Source organism: Haloimpatiens massiliensis, assembly GCF_900184255.1.
GTDB lineage: Bacteria > Bacillota > Clostridia > Clostridiales > Clostridiaceae > Haloimpatiens > Haloimpatiens massiliensis.
Genome location: NZ_LT854640.1, coordinates 1,879,021 through 1,895,116, shown reverse-complemented (window position 1 = coordinate 1,895,116; position 16,096 = coordinate 1,879,021). Strand labels below are relative to the sequence as shown.

The following is a 16,096-nucleotide window of genomic DNA, read 5'->3' as shown; positions in this document are numbered from 1 at the left end:
ATAGTTTGGGGTGGAATTAGTGAAAGGAATAGTTGTAGGTTCAAATAAAAGTGGTGGTGGAAAGACCACTGTTACTTTAGGATTAATGAGAGCTCTAATGAATAAAGGATTTGGAGTGCAAGGATATAAAGTTGGACCAGATTATATAGATCCGGCTTTTCACTCTACAATTACAGGAAAAACATCTAGAAATTTGGATATTTTTCTCATGGGAGAAGAAGGAGTTAAGGCAAGTTTTTCTAGAGGTAATGGTGATATTGCTGTAGTAGAGGGAGTCATGGGTTTATACGATGGTAAAGGAATAAATTCTGAGTATTCTACTTCACATGTAGCAAAATTATTAGACTTACCAGTGGTACTGGTATTATCTCCTAGTGCACAAATGGCAACTTTATGTGCAGAAATAAATGGTATAATAAATTTTGACAAGGTAAAAATATGTGGAATAATTTTAAATAATGTAAGTGAATCTTATTATAAAATCTTAAAAATTGCAATAGAAAATAATTGCAAAACTAACGTTTTTGGATATATACCTAAAGACGATAGATTAAGTATAAAAAGTAGACATCTGGGATTGATACAAAGTAGTGAAATAAATGATATTCACAGTAAAATAGATATTTGTGCTGAATTAATACATAAGCATGTGGATTTAAATGCTCTTATAGAAAACATGAATGAATGTAAAAAGTACCAAGACAATTTCCATATGGAAAATAATAATATTAGAACTGCTGTAGCCTATGATAAGGCTTTTAGTTTTTATTATAAAGAAAATTTAGAGATGCTAGAGGAAATGGGAGAGGTTACTTTTTTTAGTCCGATTGCTGATAAAAAGATTCCTGAAAATACAGATTTTCTATATATAGGTGGTGGCTATCCAGAGGTTTTTATTGATGAACTTTCACAAAATACGTCCATGCTAAATAGTATTTATAATAAATTAAATAATGGACTTAAGTGTTTTGCAGAATGCGGGGGATTAATGTATTTAACTAAGGGCTTAATTCAAGGGTATAAAGAAGAGAAAATTAATAAATACATGCTTAATAATTATAAGGGATTAAATATTAAGGATACTGTTGGATTTTTTAATGGAGTAAGTTATATGACAAATAGGCTCCAAAATTTTGGATATGCACAAATTGAAGTAAGTGAAGAGAATAGTATAGTTTTTAGGGGAAGTAAGATAAATTGTCATGAATTCCACAGATCTAAAGTAAATTGTAATGAGAAGAAAATTTATAAGCTAAAAAAAGAAACAATTACAGGAGAAATAAAGCAGTGGGAATGTGGATATATTAAGAAGAATACATTGGGAGCATATGCACATATACATTTCTTTGGAAATAAGAATTTTTTAAAATGATATTTTTATACAATATTTTCATAGAAATATTTTGCTTTTAATATTTGTAGAAATTACTTTTTTGTTATATAATTTTTAGGAGTAAAATATAAATCAAAAATTTTGTATTTTATTTAAGAAGCTCATTTTCAATATAAATATTTGAATGAGAGCTGAAATATGTAATTATATGAAATTAGGTGATAAAATGAATTATGTTTTTATTAGTTTAGAGGAAAAAGGAAATCCCATAGCGGAAAAATTAAATATGTTTATTGGTAGCGATGTTTATTACCATTATGAATTAAAAGATTTTGATATAGTTCACAAGGTAAAACAATTATTAGAAAAAAAACGTAAAGTTACCATTATAACTTCTTGTGGAACTTTAAATTTATTAGAAAAGTTTAAGGAAGTAGAAAATAGAAATTTAATATTTATATATGATTATGAAAAAGATATAATGAGGCCTATGCTACAATAGCAATAATACCTGTCTCTAGCTTATATAAGTTAGGGACAGGTATTATTTAATTGTGTATTGTGAATGGAAGAAAGGCAAAAAGGTGTTTGATGTGCATGAATATAAAAACTTTTTTTGAAGATAATAATAAAGAATTAACTTATAAGGAGGGAGTTTTATATGTTTGACAAACGTAATGATAGTATAGAATGTACAGTGAATGAGTGCAAATATCATTCTAAAAATGCTGATTACTGTACATTAAATAAGATAAAAGTGGTAAAAAATGATAGTATGGTTGAAACTCAAGAAGCTACTGACTGTGGAAGTTTTGAAATGCAATAGAATGAATTTAAATATAAACTCTAATTTAAAATTGGAGTTTATATTTTTTAAATTTTATACTTATTAAAAAGAAAACTCACAACTCATTATTAATTGAGTTGTGAGCAGGTTCAACACACATTAGAATTTTAAATAAGTATTTCCGTCTAAGGGGATTAAAACCTGTAAAGGTGGATTACCATTAGAAAGACCTACAGCGTATATTGAATAAAAACGATTTGGTTTTAGACGTATTTTAGGCACAGTTAGAATAACTTTATCAGTATCTGATAAGCGAGCTTGTAATGTGTATAAACCAGGATCTACAGAAATGTAGTCAGTTACTTCTTTATATTCTACATCTTCGAATAACTTCGTGCCATTTGGAAGTGTAATGTCTACAGAAGGACTGTCCGGTGAAAGATGAATAAAACGTACTAGAGTTTTATTGCTTGGAATTTCTTTCATAGGTTCAGAAATAAGGTCTATAGATATATTATCTAGACTCCCAATAACTGCTGCAGTAAATATTTTTTTCTCAGGAATAAAAATATTAGTATTTATAACAGGAGTTTTTTTATTTCCTGCTGGAAATACCATTAAATTATGAAGGCCTGTAGGTATAGACAAATATTCTGTGAAGTTTTTATAAGACAAGTTTTTTGCAATTAAAGTATTATCTAGATATATGTCTACAGCAGGAGCATCAGGAGAAGCATGAAGAAGTCTTACGTATGAAAAAAAAGGGGTCAATCTATCAAATTGATTATAATTATAAAAATATGGATCAAAAAACATATAAAATATCCTCTCATGAAATGCTACAATATAATTATATGAGTTAAAAAAAAATATGTTACATATTGAAATATTTTATATTTGTCTTAATGAAAAAATTAATAAAAATATAACGAATTATCATGTAGATATTAAAAAAAGGGGCGGTGGCATTAAGAAATTTACATACAATATACTGTGTTGCAAGTTTAAACTTAACACAATATATTGTAGTATTTATTTTTAGTGCGACAGTACCCTTTAAAATAGAGATTTATTTGATAGTCTTTGCATTTTTAAAATTAAAAGAAGTTAATAAAAGAATTAGTGATAATAAAAGTGCAATAATTCCATTAATGATAAATGTTATAGAAACTCCAAAGTTATTACTTATATAACCAGTTATAAGACTTCCAATAGGAGTTGAACCTGCAAAAACTAAAGAATATATGCTCATTACTCTCCCACGATATTCATCATTAGAATTTAATTGAACTCTAGAGTTAGCGGTGGTGGAAAATAGTATGTTAAATATTCCTGCTAAAAATAGGAAAAAACCTGTAAATGCAAAGCTTTTAGAGAAACCAATTAAAATTAATGCCAATGATACTGAAAAAGCACTAAAATACAAAAGAGTTTTTTTAGAACCGGATTTATTATATGCAGCTACTAATATTGCAGATATTAGTGAACCAGCACCCATATAAGACATTAGGTATCCATAGCCTTTTGAACTTTCATTTAAGACTATTTTTGCTTGAAGAGGTATTAGAATATTGTAATTCATAATAAAAGTTCCAACTATTCCTATAAGTATAATTGTTCTATATATTTTTGGATTCTTAGATATATATATTAGACCTTCCTTAACTTCCTTAAATAAATTTTTATTTGAGTTTCTTTTAGGATTAGTATTTTGTATTTTCATACTATATATACCATATATTAAAGGTATAAAGCTAAGTGCATTTAAAAAAAAGCACCATGTAAAACCAAGCATATGTATCATAAGTCCTGAAATAGCAGGACCTATAAGACGTGCAGCATTAAAAACAGATGAATTTAGTGCTATAGCATTTAAAAGGTTATTTTTCCCTACTAATTCTATCATAAAAGATTGCCTAGTGGGCATATCTAAAGTATTAGCACAGCCCAGTAATGTAGCAAGAATCAGTATATGCCAATATTGGGCTTTATTTGTAAATACTAGTAAAGCAAGGACTAATGCTAATATCATCATTACACTTTGCGTAAAAACAAGAATCTTCTTTTTAGGGAGTTTGTCTATGATTGCACCAGCAAATAGTGAAAATAAGAGTACAGGAGTAAACTGTAGTGCATTTACTAAGCTTAATTTAAATGGTGAATTAGTAAGGGTAAGAACTAGCCAGGACTGACCAGTATTTTGCATCCATGTTCCTATTAATGAAACTATAGAGCCAAGCCAAAAATATCTAAAATTTTTATGAGTTAAAGCTGGAAAATAATCATTTAACTTGTTTTTAATATTCATAGTTAATCACACTCTCTATTATAAAATATTGATAACAATTTTTTGTAGCGTAAAGGGGAAAGGAAAGATTTGTCTTGCTTTAAATTAGTGAAGGCAGTATTGATGATATTTTGGTATTTCACATAATAATAATATAGGTATGCCCAAAATGGGCATACCACAAAAACAGCTAAAGTTGTTTACCTACTGGAGCTATATAAATTGTAAATTCATCTTTGCCATCTACATTTACTAATTTGTCTATTTTTTGTTGGTCATATGCACCTATAGAACAGGTTCCACAATTTATAGCTTCTGCTGATAGATATAGATTTTCAAAAACGTGCCCTGCATCCATTGCTATAAGTTTATATGAGGCTATATCATATCTCCATTCCATTCTGTAAGGGATGGCTGTAAGTATAAAAGTGACAGCACTTTGAGAAACAAATTTTTGATTTAAGCAGCATTCAGATAATTTAAAATTTAGATTTTCAGTAGAATCTAAAAATACTAATTTGTGTTCAAGGGGTAAGTATCTGTAAATACCCTTATCTAAAGAATCTACATTCATTACTGCTAAATAAGTTTCAAAAGAGTGTCTGGCACCAGCAGAAGGAACAGTTCTTAATGTAGCGTATCCTTTGTTTACTATTTTTTTCACTCCCTGCATACTCCAAATCAAAAAAGATAATTCTTTTAAAGTCAAAGGAGAATCGGAATACACTCTTCTAGACTTTCTATGTTTTAGTACATCCATTATAGACATTGTGCCACAATCAAAGAGCTCAGGAGAAACTAAATCAATTATTTTAGCGTTAGAAGAACAATTTTTTTGAACTGGAGGTTGAGGTAATTCTTTTTCTTGATCAGTTTCTAAAGAATATAATTCTTTGAAAACATTTGATTTTAAATATTCTCTCATGGCATTTTTATTATACATATCATTACCACTACCTTTCCAAAAAAGTTATTATCTGATTATACCACAAAAAGTATTACATTACTTGAATTATGAAATTTCTCCCCCATGACTTGCATAAAAGCTGGGAACAATAAATTTAATTTAAATAATTTCTTTGCTTCTTATGCAAGTCATTCCAGAGAAATTTCATAATTGCACCACATTGTACCTTTTTTGGTTTAATCATTATATAAGTAATTATATCATTTTATAATATTAAATTTAAATTCTTTGTATGTTTCCCAGTGATTATTTTCCCAAGATAATATGGATATATTATCAAAATACAATTGAAAATTTGGAGAATAATTATTTAAAAAATCCCAAATGATGTTAAATTTATACTGCTGAAATTTAGTTGCTACAGTACAGTGAAAAACTTTTTCTTTAGACTCATTACTTTTCCACTCCAACCAAGATAGATTTTTTAATTTATCAATAAATTTTTTATAGGTAAATAATGCTTCTGTAGATGGATTTATATTCATATAAATGACTCTATTTCCAAAATGATTAAAGCCATTAATATTTATTTGAGATTTAGAATTGGTTAAACAAAATTCATTTATTAAGTTTTCTAAAGCACTTATATTATTCAAATCATCAGTTTCAAAAGGAGCTTTTATTGTAAAATGTGCAGGTAATTTTTGAGGATTGACTCCAAATTTTAATTTTATAGTTTTTATAATATCTTCATGGAATTTGATAGCATCATCCTTAATTAAACATACAATTACAAATCTATATTTTTTCATATATACCTCAGTTATAAGGTTAAGCAACTTATGATAATGAGGCTTTTCACCTTCCTTTTTTTATATTTATATGAAATTCTATTATTTCATTTTCATAATTAATTTGTTATTATTCCATCCATTTTGATGTCATGTTCACTCATAGGAACTTGCTTTATTATTTGAAAGTTATAGCAAATACCTATTTTAGGACAATTATAAGATAGGGTTTTTAAAAAGCGATCATAATATCCGCCTCCATAACCCATTCTTCCACCATCTAAATCAAAAGCTAAACCTGGAATTAAAGCTAAGTCTATATCTTTAGAAGGGATTTCTTTACAATAATGTTTAGGTTCTAGTATACCATAGTTACCAGGTTCTAAGTCATCAAAAGAATTAATTTCTAGTGCTATCATATGACCATTTTTTGAAATAACTTTAGGTACAACTATTTTCTTATTATCTTGTAGAGCATATTTTATTAATCTGTGAGTATCTAATTCGTCGTTATAGCTAACGAATACAAAAATAACCTTAGATAATTTATAGTAAGTACTGTTAATTATTTTTAAAAATATATCATTATCAAATTCGTGCCTACTAGTTTCAGTCATTGAATTCCTTTTTTCCTTCATTAATTTGCGTAGATTTTTTTTATCCATAAGACTCTCCCCCAATAATAAATATTAATAATAGAATATATAATATATTTTAGCATAAATTTCAAAGATTTATCATTGCAAGGATAAAGGTACATAAAAAGGTATATAAAAATAACTGATATAAAATTAAGTGAGCCTAGGTAATAATTTAATTATAGTAATATGTTATAATTTTATAATAAATACAAAAAATATATTACTCATTTTCAAATAGCTAAATTTTTAATAAGTACTAAAAATAGAAAAAGAAGTATAGATTATAAAACAATAATTTAAAGGAGTTGTGAAAATTGAGAAGTAAATTAATAACAGACCCCTTTAAATCTACTCCGAAATATTACTCCCAATATAGAATAGGATATCCAAAAGAAATAATAAATATTTTTTTTAAAGAAGCTAATATTAGAAGTTATGAAAGATTATTGGATATAGGATGTGGCACTGGTAAATTAACATTTGCTTTAAGTGACAAATTTAAAGAAGTTATTGGTGTAGATATAAGTAATGAAATGTTAAAGGAAGCAGAAAATCAAAGGGAAAAGATGAATTTACAAAATATATCTTGGCTTAATTGTTCAGCAGAAAAGATAAATCCTAATCTAGGAGAGTTTAATTTAATAACTTGTGGAGAAGCATTTCACTGGATGAATAGAGATAAAGTTGCTAGATTAAGTTATAAGTTATTAAGTAGGGATGGCATTTTGGCCATTTTTGGAAGTAACACTGGCAGTATTTGGTCATTAAGTGAACCTTGGCATAAGCCAGTTTTAGATGTTATACAATTTTGGCTTGGAGATAAAAGAAGGAATGCTTATTGGCTACGTAAAATGCATATAAAGCATGAAGATGTATTGAAAAAATGTAGATTTAAAAACATAAAAAAAGGGATATACCAGTTTAATTATACTTGGACTATAGAATCAATTATAGGAACTCTTTATTCTACTTCATTTTGTAATATTGAATTATTAGGGGATAATTTGAAAAATTTTGAGAGGGACTTAGTTAAAGCTCTTAAAAATTTTAATTATAAGGGAGAGTACAAGGAATTAGTGCAGATATATTATATAATTGCAAGAAAATAGAGCTCTTACAGAAATGTGTACAAATATAATATGCTAGGAATTTAGAGTATTTATTGAATTTTTTTAAAAATATTTGGAGATAGTTGTTGAATATTCTAATATTTACTATAATTATTTTTTATTTAACTATTGAAATGTTAAGTAATATATGATATCATATGATGAAAATAAAATAAATCTTTAAGTAAGCCCTGTGAGGCTAGCAAGAATATTAAAATATATTTAATACATGTACGTATAGGTGCGTGTAGGTTTAAATTGGAGTGTTACGCCTTCTTGCTAGTTTTGCAAGAAGGTTTTTATAATATAATAACTTTTAATTCAGTCCAGAGAGATTGAGAAGGAGGATAAACTATGTCAGAAAATGTAATTGAAACAAAGGTTAGTTCGTCAAAAGTTCAGGAAAGTTCAAGCCATTCATTAAAAGAAGGCATAATGAAATTAATACTAGCACTTCAACATTTAATAGCTATGTTTGGAGCTACTGTGTTAGTACCAATTGTAACAGGATTTGACCCGTCTATAGCTCTTGTATCAGCAGGCCTTGGAACATTAACATTTCATATGGTAACCAAGAAAAAGGTTCCAGTTTTTTTAGGTTCATCCTTCGCTTTTATACCGGTAATTTTGTCTGTTAAACAAATGTACAATGGAGATTTGTCTTATGTACAAGGTGGAATAATAGCAGCAGGTTTAATTTATGTAATAGTATCATTATTCATAAAGAAAATAGGTGTAAAAAGAATAGAAAAATATTTACCAGCACAAGTTATAGGACCTATGATTATAGTTATAGGATTAAACTTAATACCAACAGCTTATGGAATGGCATCAAATAATCTTATGGTAGCAGCTATAACACTTGGAACGGCATTAATAATAAATTTCACAGCAAAAGGATTTTTAAAGCAATTAGCAATACTTATAGCAGTAACAGTAGGATATATAGTATCGCTTAGAATAGGAATAGTAGATACTAAATTAATAACAGAAGCATCCCTGGTAGCAATGCCAGCATTTAATCTTCCAAAGTTTTCAATACCAGCAATAGCAACTATAGCACCAGTAGTTCTAGCAGTTTTTATGGAGCATATAGGGGATATAACTACTAATGGGAATGTAGTTGGGAAAAACTTTGTGGAAGATCCGGGTTTAAATAGAACATTATTAGGAGATGGACTTGCAACAATGCTTGCTGGATTTATAGGTGGACCAGCAAATACTACTTATGGGGAAAACACAGGAGTGCTTGCTATAACTAAAAATTATAATCCGGCTATACTAAGACTAACAGCGGTATGTGCAATATCACTAGGATTTATAAGTAAAGTAGGAGCAGTATTAAAAAGTATACCAGTACCAGTAATGGGTGGAATAAGTTTAATGTTATTCAGTATGATATCTTTAATAGGAGTAAAAACCATAAGAAATACCAAAGTGGAAATGAATGTAAAAAATATATTGATAATGCTAACAATATTAGCGTTAGGTTTTGGAAGTGGAATAATAGAAAAACATTTCGGAGTAACTATAGGAATACCAATAACTGAAACAGTTAAGATATCAGGATTAAGCTTTGCGGCTATAGTAGGAGTTATGTTAAATGCAATATTCAATGCCTTCCATAAGAAAACTGCCGAAAATGCGTAATATCTACTAATAAAGTAGTTTATTAGTAGATATTAATAAACAATGCAATATGTAGTGAGAATAAAAAATAAATTTAAATAGAAAGAATGAAAAAATGCTGACAAGTAATTTTTGTCAGTGTTTTTTTGTATATACTGAACTATATTTTAAAATTAGAAAAAATACAGTTTTAGTTAATTTTCGAATAATGTAATAAAAAATATACAGTAAAATCACATTGTTTACAAAATGTTAAATAAAATTAATGAATTTAATTGCTAATTCTAGTTTTAATATGGATGTGATTGAATTATAATATTAATGTGAAATATATTAGTTAAGCAATGTATGAGCTAGTTTGAAGGTAATATTTGTAGTGGATTCCATTAAAATTTATAGTTATAGTAAATATATATGCAAAACTTTATGATATAATATTTAAGTAAATAAAATTTGAGGAGTGTAGTCATGAACAGAGAAAAATTTGATGTTTTAGAAAAACTTCATAAAGATAAAATAAAAAAGATGACTCAGAATGGTGAGATAAAAAAAGAAGAGTGTGAAAAATATATTAAAGAAATGCAGGAAATGGAACTTAAAAGGGAGCTAAAGTACAATACAGCTATAACAGTTATAATAGGTGCATTTTTAACTGTATTTCTTGTATTAGGTATTAGTTCAATATCATATAGTAGACATGCTAATAAAGTTAAAGTTGCAGAAAAGCAAAAGCAAGAACAAAATTTAGCTATTAAAAATGAAAAAAACCAAGATAAGAAAGAAGTAGAAAAGGACAAGAATAATGCTGCAGCAAGCAAGAATGAAAAACCAAAGGTAAAAGAAGTAAAGCAAGATGAGAAGCCATATTATGAGAAAATAGGTAGTTCACTAGATAAGGAAGAAGATAGAAAAAATATATTAAAATCTGCTCTTTCATTAACAGGTGGAAAATATGAAGGAATTAACATAAAATATATGGTATCTATATTGAAAGCTAATGGTGTAAATATTCCTACTAGCATATCTAGAACTGATACATTGGTAAAAGAATTAGAAAAGCTAGGCTGGAAGAAAAATACTAATTCTAGTGATTTAAAAAAAGGAGACATAGTATTTACCACTGATACAGTAGGCATAACAGGAGTGCCAAGTCATACATACATATTTATGGGATGGGAAAATTCAAAGAAAGAGAATGCATACGTAGTAGATGCTCTATCTGCAAAAGAAAATGTGACTTATCATAAAAGACCTATTACAGTACAGTCAGAAACTACAGATAAGATGCAATTTTTTATGAGAAAATAGTTCATTTACTAAAGCAATAGTAAATATAGAATAAATTGCGAAGCAATTTATGGCTTAAGTGTGCTAGTTGGCTAGTGTGCTAGAGGGCTAGTAAAGGATAATTTTTCTTCATTGCATTACGAAAAATTTTACAATTTAAAAAAGATAACATAATTTCACAACGTGAAATTATGTTATCTTTTTTGACTTAACTTAAATCTTTTATTGGCGATAGCCAGGGAAAATACTAAAACTAAAATTTATACAACCCTATGCCTCACGGCAAAATGAATTAAATTTTAGCTATTATCTTATTTTCATAAGTATCATATAACTTTTCGAAAGGCTACGCCTAAAAAATAATATGAGCGCTCTCTTTTTTATAAATCAAAGATTTTCCATAGCACAGCGGAGGAAAATCCTCCTTTAGTAGGCCGTCTCCCACCCATAAGTAATGTACGTATGAACCGAAAAATCTGTCTTTAAGGTAACAATAAATATATGTTTTTAGACTATTGAGCTAGCCTTAAAAATTCTTTGTTTTCAAATTTCAATACCCGTTAAGAAGCTTTGATGGTTGAGCGCCGTTAGAAGCGAGTTTGAAAGCTTTAGGGTATTGAAATTTGAAAACATTAGAATTTCTTGGCGTATTGCGAACAGTCTTAAAAAATATATTTATTGTGGACTTAAAGATAGATTTTTCTTATGGCACTTACATCACAATTTTCTTATTAAGTGTGATGTAAAATTTTTAGTAGCACACTTATGCTTTTATATGTTAAAATAATTTTTGTTGCCATCATACATTGTTATAATAGATAGAAAGGATTGTTATATTATGCCACAAATAAGAACTAAAAATATAAAAAAAAATCATTTACAATTAATGTGCAAGAATATGATAGATGAACTTCAAGATTTAATCGGTTGTCCTAGAAATTATTTTACAATAGAATGTTTAAATACGGAGTTTATAACAGATGGAGAAATTCCTTCAAATTATCCTTTTATACAGGTGGATTGGTTCGATAGAGGTCAAGATATAAAGGATAAGTCAGCTAAGATAATAACAAAATACGTTCATGAAGCTGGATATGAGGATGTAGATATTATATTTAATAGTTTAAATACTGAAGATTACTATGAAAATGGAGAACATTTTTAGGTTATACAAAAACAGTGAAAAATGTAATCAATAAATTATAGTAATAAATCAAAGCAATGAAAAGGATGAGGGATTATGAATAAGGATGCTATGTTGGATTTATATAGCAAACTAGAAAACAAGCTTTTTAATAAAATAAAAGAAGATTATAATTTAAAAGATTTTTTAACAATTATGACTAAGGAAGAACTTAATGAAATAAGAAAAAAACTTGAACTTAAAGGTATAAGTAATTTAAAGAAGCAAGAGTTAATTGTAGAGTTACAAAATGGAATATTGAATAGTCTAGACAATACAATAAACAAACTTAATAATGAAGAAAAAGAAATATTAAAAAGTCTAGTGGAAAATAAAGGAACTTATCTATATAATGAAAAAATGGTAGATAGTCTTATAAAATATAGATATAGTGGAATAGTATTTTCGGGAATTATAAATAATCAAGATAAGGTCATGATAATACCGCAGGATTTAATATTGCCTATAAAAGAAATTATTTTAGATTCACCAACTATAGAGAAAGCTAAATGTAATAAATTATGGATTGATATAATAAGAGGTTTACTATATTATTATGGTGTTTTAGATATAGAATGTGCACATAAATTAACTGCAAATTTATGCTGTAAAAAAATTGATTTTTATGATTACCTAATGGAAGCTGTTAGTGTGGAAAATCCATTTTATAAATATAACAGTGAAGAGAGAATTATATATTTAAAGGAAGTAGAAAAACCATTTTATATAATGCATCAACAAAGTAAAATTAAAAGTGATTATTTACCAATAACAATGGATATGGTGCATGAAGTATGTAGTGATGAGTTATTTGGAAGTGAAAAAGAAATATATAATTTATTACTAGAAAATCCAAAGATTAATGAGTCAGAAGCAAGAGAAATTACTAAAAAACTTATTATAGAAATAAGAAATGGGCGGCCTTTAAAGGATTCTTTAAAGAATTTATTTGAATTTTTTAATTTTAAAAATTTGAGTGAAGCTAATAGATTTATAAATTCTGTTAGTAGGATTTATAGTAAAACGATAATGTGGAATTTAAAAGGATATACTCCTTATGAAATGAATAAAATAAACAATAATAAAGGAACTACAGTAATAAAGCATAATAAGATAGGAAGAAATGATCCTTGTATTTGTGGAAGTGGGAAAAAATATAAAAAATGCTGTGGAGCAAAAAAGACCATATGATGCTGGAAAAGCATTATATGGTCTTTCTTTATACTTCATAAAGTTTAAAATTTTTTAAATGATGTGTATGTGAATGAATGGAGTTAGTTATAATTTCTTTCCCTATAATATGATTTTCATTAGAATCTTGAATGTATTCGTATACATCATAGGTGCATAATAAAGACATTTTATTATTTTTAATTAAATTTGTAAGATTACTGTCTAACTCTAAGAAAAAATCCCTTGATGTAATACTGATTATGTGAGAACAATCACTAATAAATCTGATTCCTGAAAAACCCTTATTTGTAGCTGAATTTAATATGTCACACATACTATTTCTAATATCATCCATGTTTAGGTTAGCGGTAATATTATTAAAGCTTCTGTCTGTGAAGAAATAAACATTATCCATTGGAATTTTTTGGCTAACAAAAAAAGATGAAAGTTCTTTAAATTTGTTTTCGTCCATTAAGATGTAAACAAGCTCCTTATTAATTAAGGCATTTTTTACATATTGCAATAGATTAATAAACAAATGTTCTTTGCTGTAGTAGTAAAAAGCTGAATGAGAACCAAAAACACTATTTAACGACATAATACTTTATTATCCCCCCTATAATTAGATGATTTTTTTAAATAATTTACTATTAATTCATCTAGTGTTTGGCTAAGCTCTATTACATCTGCATCTAGGGGATTCTTTGAAGGATCTTCTAGAAGACTATAGAGTTTTAAGCGAGTATTTTCAATGCTCTGTTTTATACATTGCATATCATTAGTTGGATTGAGAAACATAAATAAATACCTCTCATTAATAAAATTTTAATACAAATAAAAAAATCTTAAGTATATATTTCCAATTTTATACTAAAATATGTTAATTTTCAAGGGGATTTTTTAAAAAACAACATAAATTAGTTAAAATAATATTTAAATGTAAAATTGTTTATTGTTCCATGAGTGTTTATGTAGGCTTATGGAAATACTTAAATAAATTATGATATAATTTATTTAAGTGTTAGGTTTTGTAAAATTTCTAAGACAGGAGTGATTCATGTGCTTCCATATTCTGAATATAGTAAATCAAGAAAATTATTAGAAATGTTTAGATTGATTAAGTCAGGAGAGGTAACTTCAAAGGAAGAGCTTTCCAATATATTTGAAGTATCAACTAAGACTATTGGAAATTATAAAAGAGAATTAGAAGAGGAATGGGATACAGAAATAGTATACAACAAGAGTGAATCTAGGTATATTATAGAACGAGAAGGGATATTAGGATTATTGAAGTCAACGCAACCTATTACCGCAGATGATGTAAATCTAATATTAGCTACCTTAGTTGAATCTCAAAATTTTATGGAAACGAAGATAAATATAATAAAAAACGGATTATTGGGTATTCTTCCAGAGGAAGAATCAGAGAAACTAAGCAAAATGTTTCATACTGAGAAATCAGATAAATGTAATGATCAACATATAGTTTTTAATTTAAATAAGATTAGACGAGCTATAACAGATGAAAAAAAGATAGAGTTTACCTATAGATCTGCTGTTGGAAATCATAAAACTCATAAAATAATTCCTTATAGCTTTGCATGTGAATTTGGCAAGTATTATATAATAGGAAAACCAGAGGATAAGGAAAAACTTGTACACTTTAGGTTAGATAGGATAGGAAAAATGAATATCTTAGATGAGCCAGGGCTAAAAAGTGATGAGTTCAATGTGTACAAGTATTTAAAAAAGACTTGGTATATGTACGGTGGAGAAGAGATAATAGTAAGGGTTAAATTTAATAAAGAGTTTTATAATGTGGTAACAGAGAAAAACATGATTGAAGGTAGATTGCTTGAGCAGGGTGAGGATTATTTTATATATGAATTTTTAGCTAATGGAACTTTAGGAATAAAATTATGGTTATTAGGATTTGGGGCAGATGCAGAAGTATTAGAGCCAAGGGAATTAAGAGAGGAATTTAAAAAAATATCTAGAGATATGATGAATTTATACTATACTAAATAGAGTAAAATACCACAGTTAAAGAAGATAAAATTTGCTTCTTTAACTGTGGTATTTTATTTTGATTAATTAAATAGTATTGTTCAGGTATTTATAATTTTTTTATCACAGGTAGAGTCTTTTTAGCTATAGCTGCTGCTACACTACTTAGAAGAATGTCTTTTATAATAAAAGGTGCTACACATATTTTTATAACTTTCATTATTCCCATAGGATTTTGCATATAAAAATTCATTATTAAGTAAAAATAAATTGTTCCAAACACATACATAATTATAAGACCTATAATTATGCTTATGGATAAATTTTTATAAGTAGCTTTTCTTTTTTCTATTAATTTACCTATTAAATAAGCTCCTACTAAGAAACCTAATATATATCCAAAGGTTGGATTAACTATTGTAGTAGGACCTGCCTTTCCTCCTTGAAAAACAGGAAGCCCAATGAGACCTAATAAAATATATACTATTTGTGATAAGGCACCTAATTTAGCGCCTAATAAAGCTCCAGCTAAGCAGGCAAAAAATGCTTGAAAAGTTAATGGAACTAAAGGAGTAGGTATGGATAAATAAGCTCCTATTACCATAAGTGCTGCAAATAGTGCTACTAAAGTAATATCTCTTGCTTTCAACAAAAATCTCTCCATTCTATCTAATATATAATAGGTTTACTGATATATTGTAAACCTATTATTGAAGTTATGTTTACAAATAAAATATATATCAGCATATGTTTTTTGTCAATACAAATAATTATATATTATGATTATCCCACAAAAAGCATTATATTACCTGAATTATGAAATTTCTCTGGAATGACTTGCATAAGAAGCAAAGGAACTGTTTAAATTTAATTTTAGAAATTCTTCTTTTAGACAGATAAAATTATCGTAACCCTTAAAAGGACGCCAGGCTAGCGAACCTGAGGCAGGACGCTGAATGTGA

The 16,096-nt window shown here is 27.4% G+C and carries 17 protein-coding genes; 9 read left to right on the top strand and 8 right to left on the bottom strand.

Translation table 11 applies throughout. From position 1 onward, the window contains the following. The first annotated feature begins 19 nt into the window (after positions 1-19). The 3 genes from C1715_RS17150 to C1715_RS17140 all read left to right on the top strand — a co-directional run bounded on the left by C1715_RS17150 (position 20) and on the right by C1715_RS17140 (position 2,159). Positions 20-1,372: a cobyrinic acid a,c-diamide synthase CobB gene (locus C1715_RS17150; protein ID WP_102401574.1), complete on the top strand. Its 1,353-nt coding sequence runs from the start codon at positions 20-22 to the stop codon at positions 1,370-1,372. 169 nt (positions 1,373-1,541) lie between these two features. After that, positions 1,542-1,835: a hypothetical protein gene (locus C1715_RS17145; RefSeq protein WP_207654984.1), complete on the top strand. Its 294-nt coding sequence runs from the start codon at positions 1,542-1,544 to the stop codon at positions 1,833-1,835. 159 nt (positions 1,836-1,994) lie between these two features. Next, positions 1,995-2,159, top strand: coding sequence for a DUF1540 domain-containing protein (locus tag C1715_RS17140; protein WP_102401572.1), 165 nt, complete (start codon positions 1,995-1,997; stop codon positions 2,157-2,159). Between the two features lie 120 nt (positions 2,160-2,279). On the opposite strand, the gene C1715_RS17135 is transcribed toward C1715_RS17140, so the two are convergent. The 5 genes from C1715_RS17135 to C1715_RS17115 all read right to left on the bottom strand — a co-directional run bounded on the left by C1715_RS17135 (position 2,280) and on the right by C1715_RS17115 (position 6,770). Beyond that, positions 2,280-2,936, bottom strand: coding sequence for a DUF4397 domain-containing protein (locus tag C1715_RS17135; protein ID WP_102401571.1), 657 nt, complete (start codon positions 2,934-2,936; stop codon positions 2,280-2,282). Positions 2,937-3,189: 253 nt separating this feature from the next. After that, positions 3,190-4,428: an MFS transporter gene (locus tag C1715_RS17130; protein WP_102401570.1), complete on the bottom strand. Its 1,239-nt coding sequence runs from the start codon at positions 4,426-4,428 to the stop codon at positions 3,190-3,192. Between the two features lie 169 nt (positions 4,429-4,597). Further along, positions 4,598-5,350, bottom strand: a complete 753-nt coding sequence (locus C1715_RS17125) for a SagB/ThcOx family dehydrogenase (RefSeq protein ID WP_102401569.1) — start codon at positions 5,348-5,350, stop codon at positions 4,598-4,600. 224 nt (positions 5,351-5,574) lie between these two features. After that, positions 5,575-6,126 carry a 2'-5' RNA ligase family protein gene (locus tag C1715_RS17120; protein ID WP_102401973.1) on the bottom strand — a complete coding sequence of 184 codons (552 nt, stop codon included), beginning with the start codon at positions 6,124-6,126 and terminating at the stop codon, positions 5,575-5,577. Positions 6,127-6,224: 98 nt separating this feature from the next. Continuing rightward, positions 6,225-6,770: a 5-formyltetrahydrofolate cyclo-ligase gene (locus tag C1715_RS17115; protein ID WP_102401568.1), complete on the bottom strand. Its 546-nt coding sequence runs from the start codon at positions 6,768-6,770 to the stop codon at positions 6,225-6,227. A gap of 290 nt (positions 6,771-7,060) precedes the next feature. Between C1715_RS17115 and C1715_RS17110 the strand changes: the two genes are divergently transcribed. The 5 genes from C1715_RS17110 (at position 7,061) to C1715_RS17090 (ending at position 13,145) form a co-directional block, all read left to right on the top strand. Next, positions 7,061-7,855 (top strand): class I SAM-dependent methyltransferase, encoded by a 795-nt coding sequence (locus C1715_RS17110; protein WP_102401567.1) that lies wholly within the window; start codon positions 7,061-7,063, stop codon positions 7,853-7,855. Positions 7,856-8,209: 354 nt separating this feature from the next. Then, positions 8,210-9,505, top strand: a complete 1,296-nt coding sequence (locus tag C1715_RS17105) for a solute carrier family 23 protein (RefSeq protein WP_180964124.1) — start codon at positions 8,210-8,212, stop codon at positions 9,503-9,505. Positions 9,506-9,952: 447 nt separating this feature from the next. Then, positions 9,953-10,792 (top strand): hypothetical protein, encoded by an 840-nt coding sequence (locus tag C1715_RS17100; protein WP_102401566.1) that lies wholly within the window; start codon positions 9,953-9,955, stop codon positions 10,790-10,792. 817 nt (positions 10,793-11,609) lie between these two features. Then, positions 11,610-11,936: a DUF1904 domain-containing protein gene (locus C1715_RS17095; protein WP_102401565.1), complete on the top strand. Its 327-nt coding sequence runs from the start codon at positions 11,610-11,612 to the stop codon at positions 11,934-11,936. A 75-nt stretch (positions 11,937-12,011) separates the two neighbouring features. Next, the gene (locus C1715_RS17090; protein WP_102401564.1) at positions 12,012-13,145 is read left to right on the top strand and encodes an SEC-C metal-binding domain-containing protein; all 1,134 of its coding nucleotides are present in this window, start codon (positions 12,012-12,014) and stop codon (positions 13,143-13,145) included. 28 nt (positions 13,146-13,173) lie between these two features. Here C1715_RS17090 and C1715_RS17085 read toward each other — a convergent pair whose 3' ends face one another. Then, a complete protein-coding gene (locus tag C1715_RS17085; RefSeq protein ID WP_102401563.1) occupies positions 13,174-13,725 on the bottom strand; it encodes an MEDS domain-containing protein in 552 nt (183 codons plus the stop codon). After that, positions 13,716-13,925, bottom strand: coding sequence for an aspartyl-phosphate phosphatase Spo0E family protein (locus C1715_RS17080; protein WP_102401562.1), 210 nt, complete (start codon positions 13,923-13,925; stop codon positions 13,716-13,718). Before C1715_RS17080 ends, C1715_RS17085 begins: the two co-directional genes overlap by 10 nt. 261 nt (positions 13,926-14,186) lie before the next feature. On the opposite strand from C1715_RS17080, the gene C1715_RS17075 reads away from it, so the two are divergent. Then, a complete protein-coding gene (locus C1715_RS17075) occupies positions 14,187-15,155 on the top strand; it encodes a helix-turn-helix transcriptional regulator (RefSeq protein ID WP_102401561.1) in 969 nt (322 codons plus the stop codon). Positions 15,156-15,243: 88 nt separating this feature from the next. Here the strand turns inward: C1715_RS17075 and C1715_RS17070 are convergent, their stop codons facing one another. Beyond that, on the bottom strand, positions 15,244-15,786 hold the full coding sequence (locus tag C1715_RS17070; RefSeq protein WP_180964123.1) for a biotin transporter BioY: 543 nt from the start codon (positions 15,784-15,786) through the stop codon (positions 15,244-15,246). Positions 15,787-16,096 lie beyond the last annotated feature (310 nt).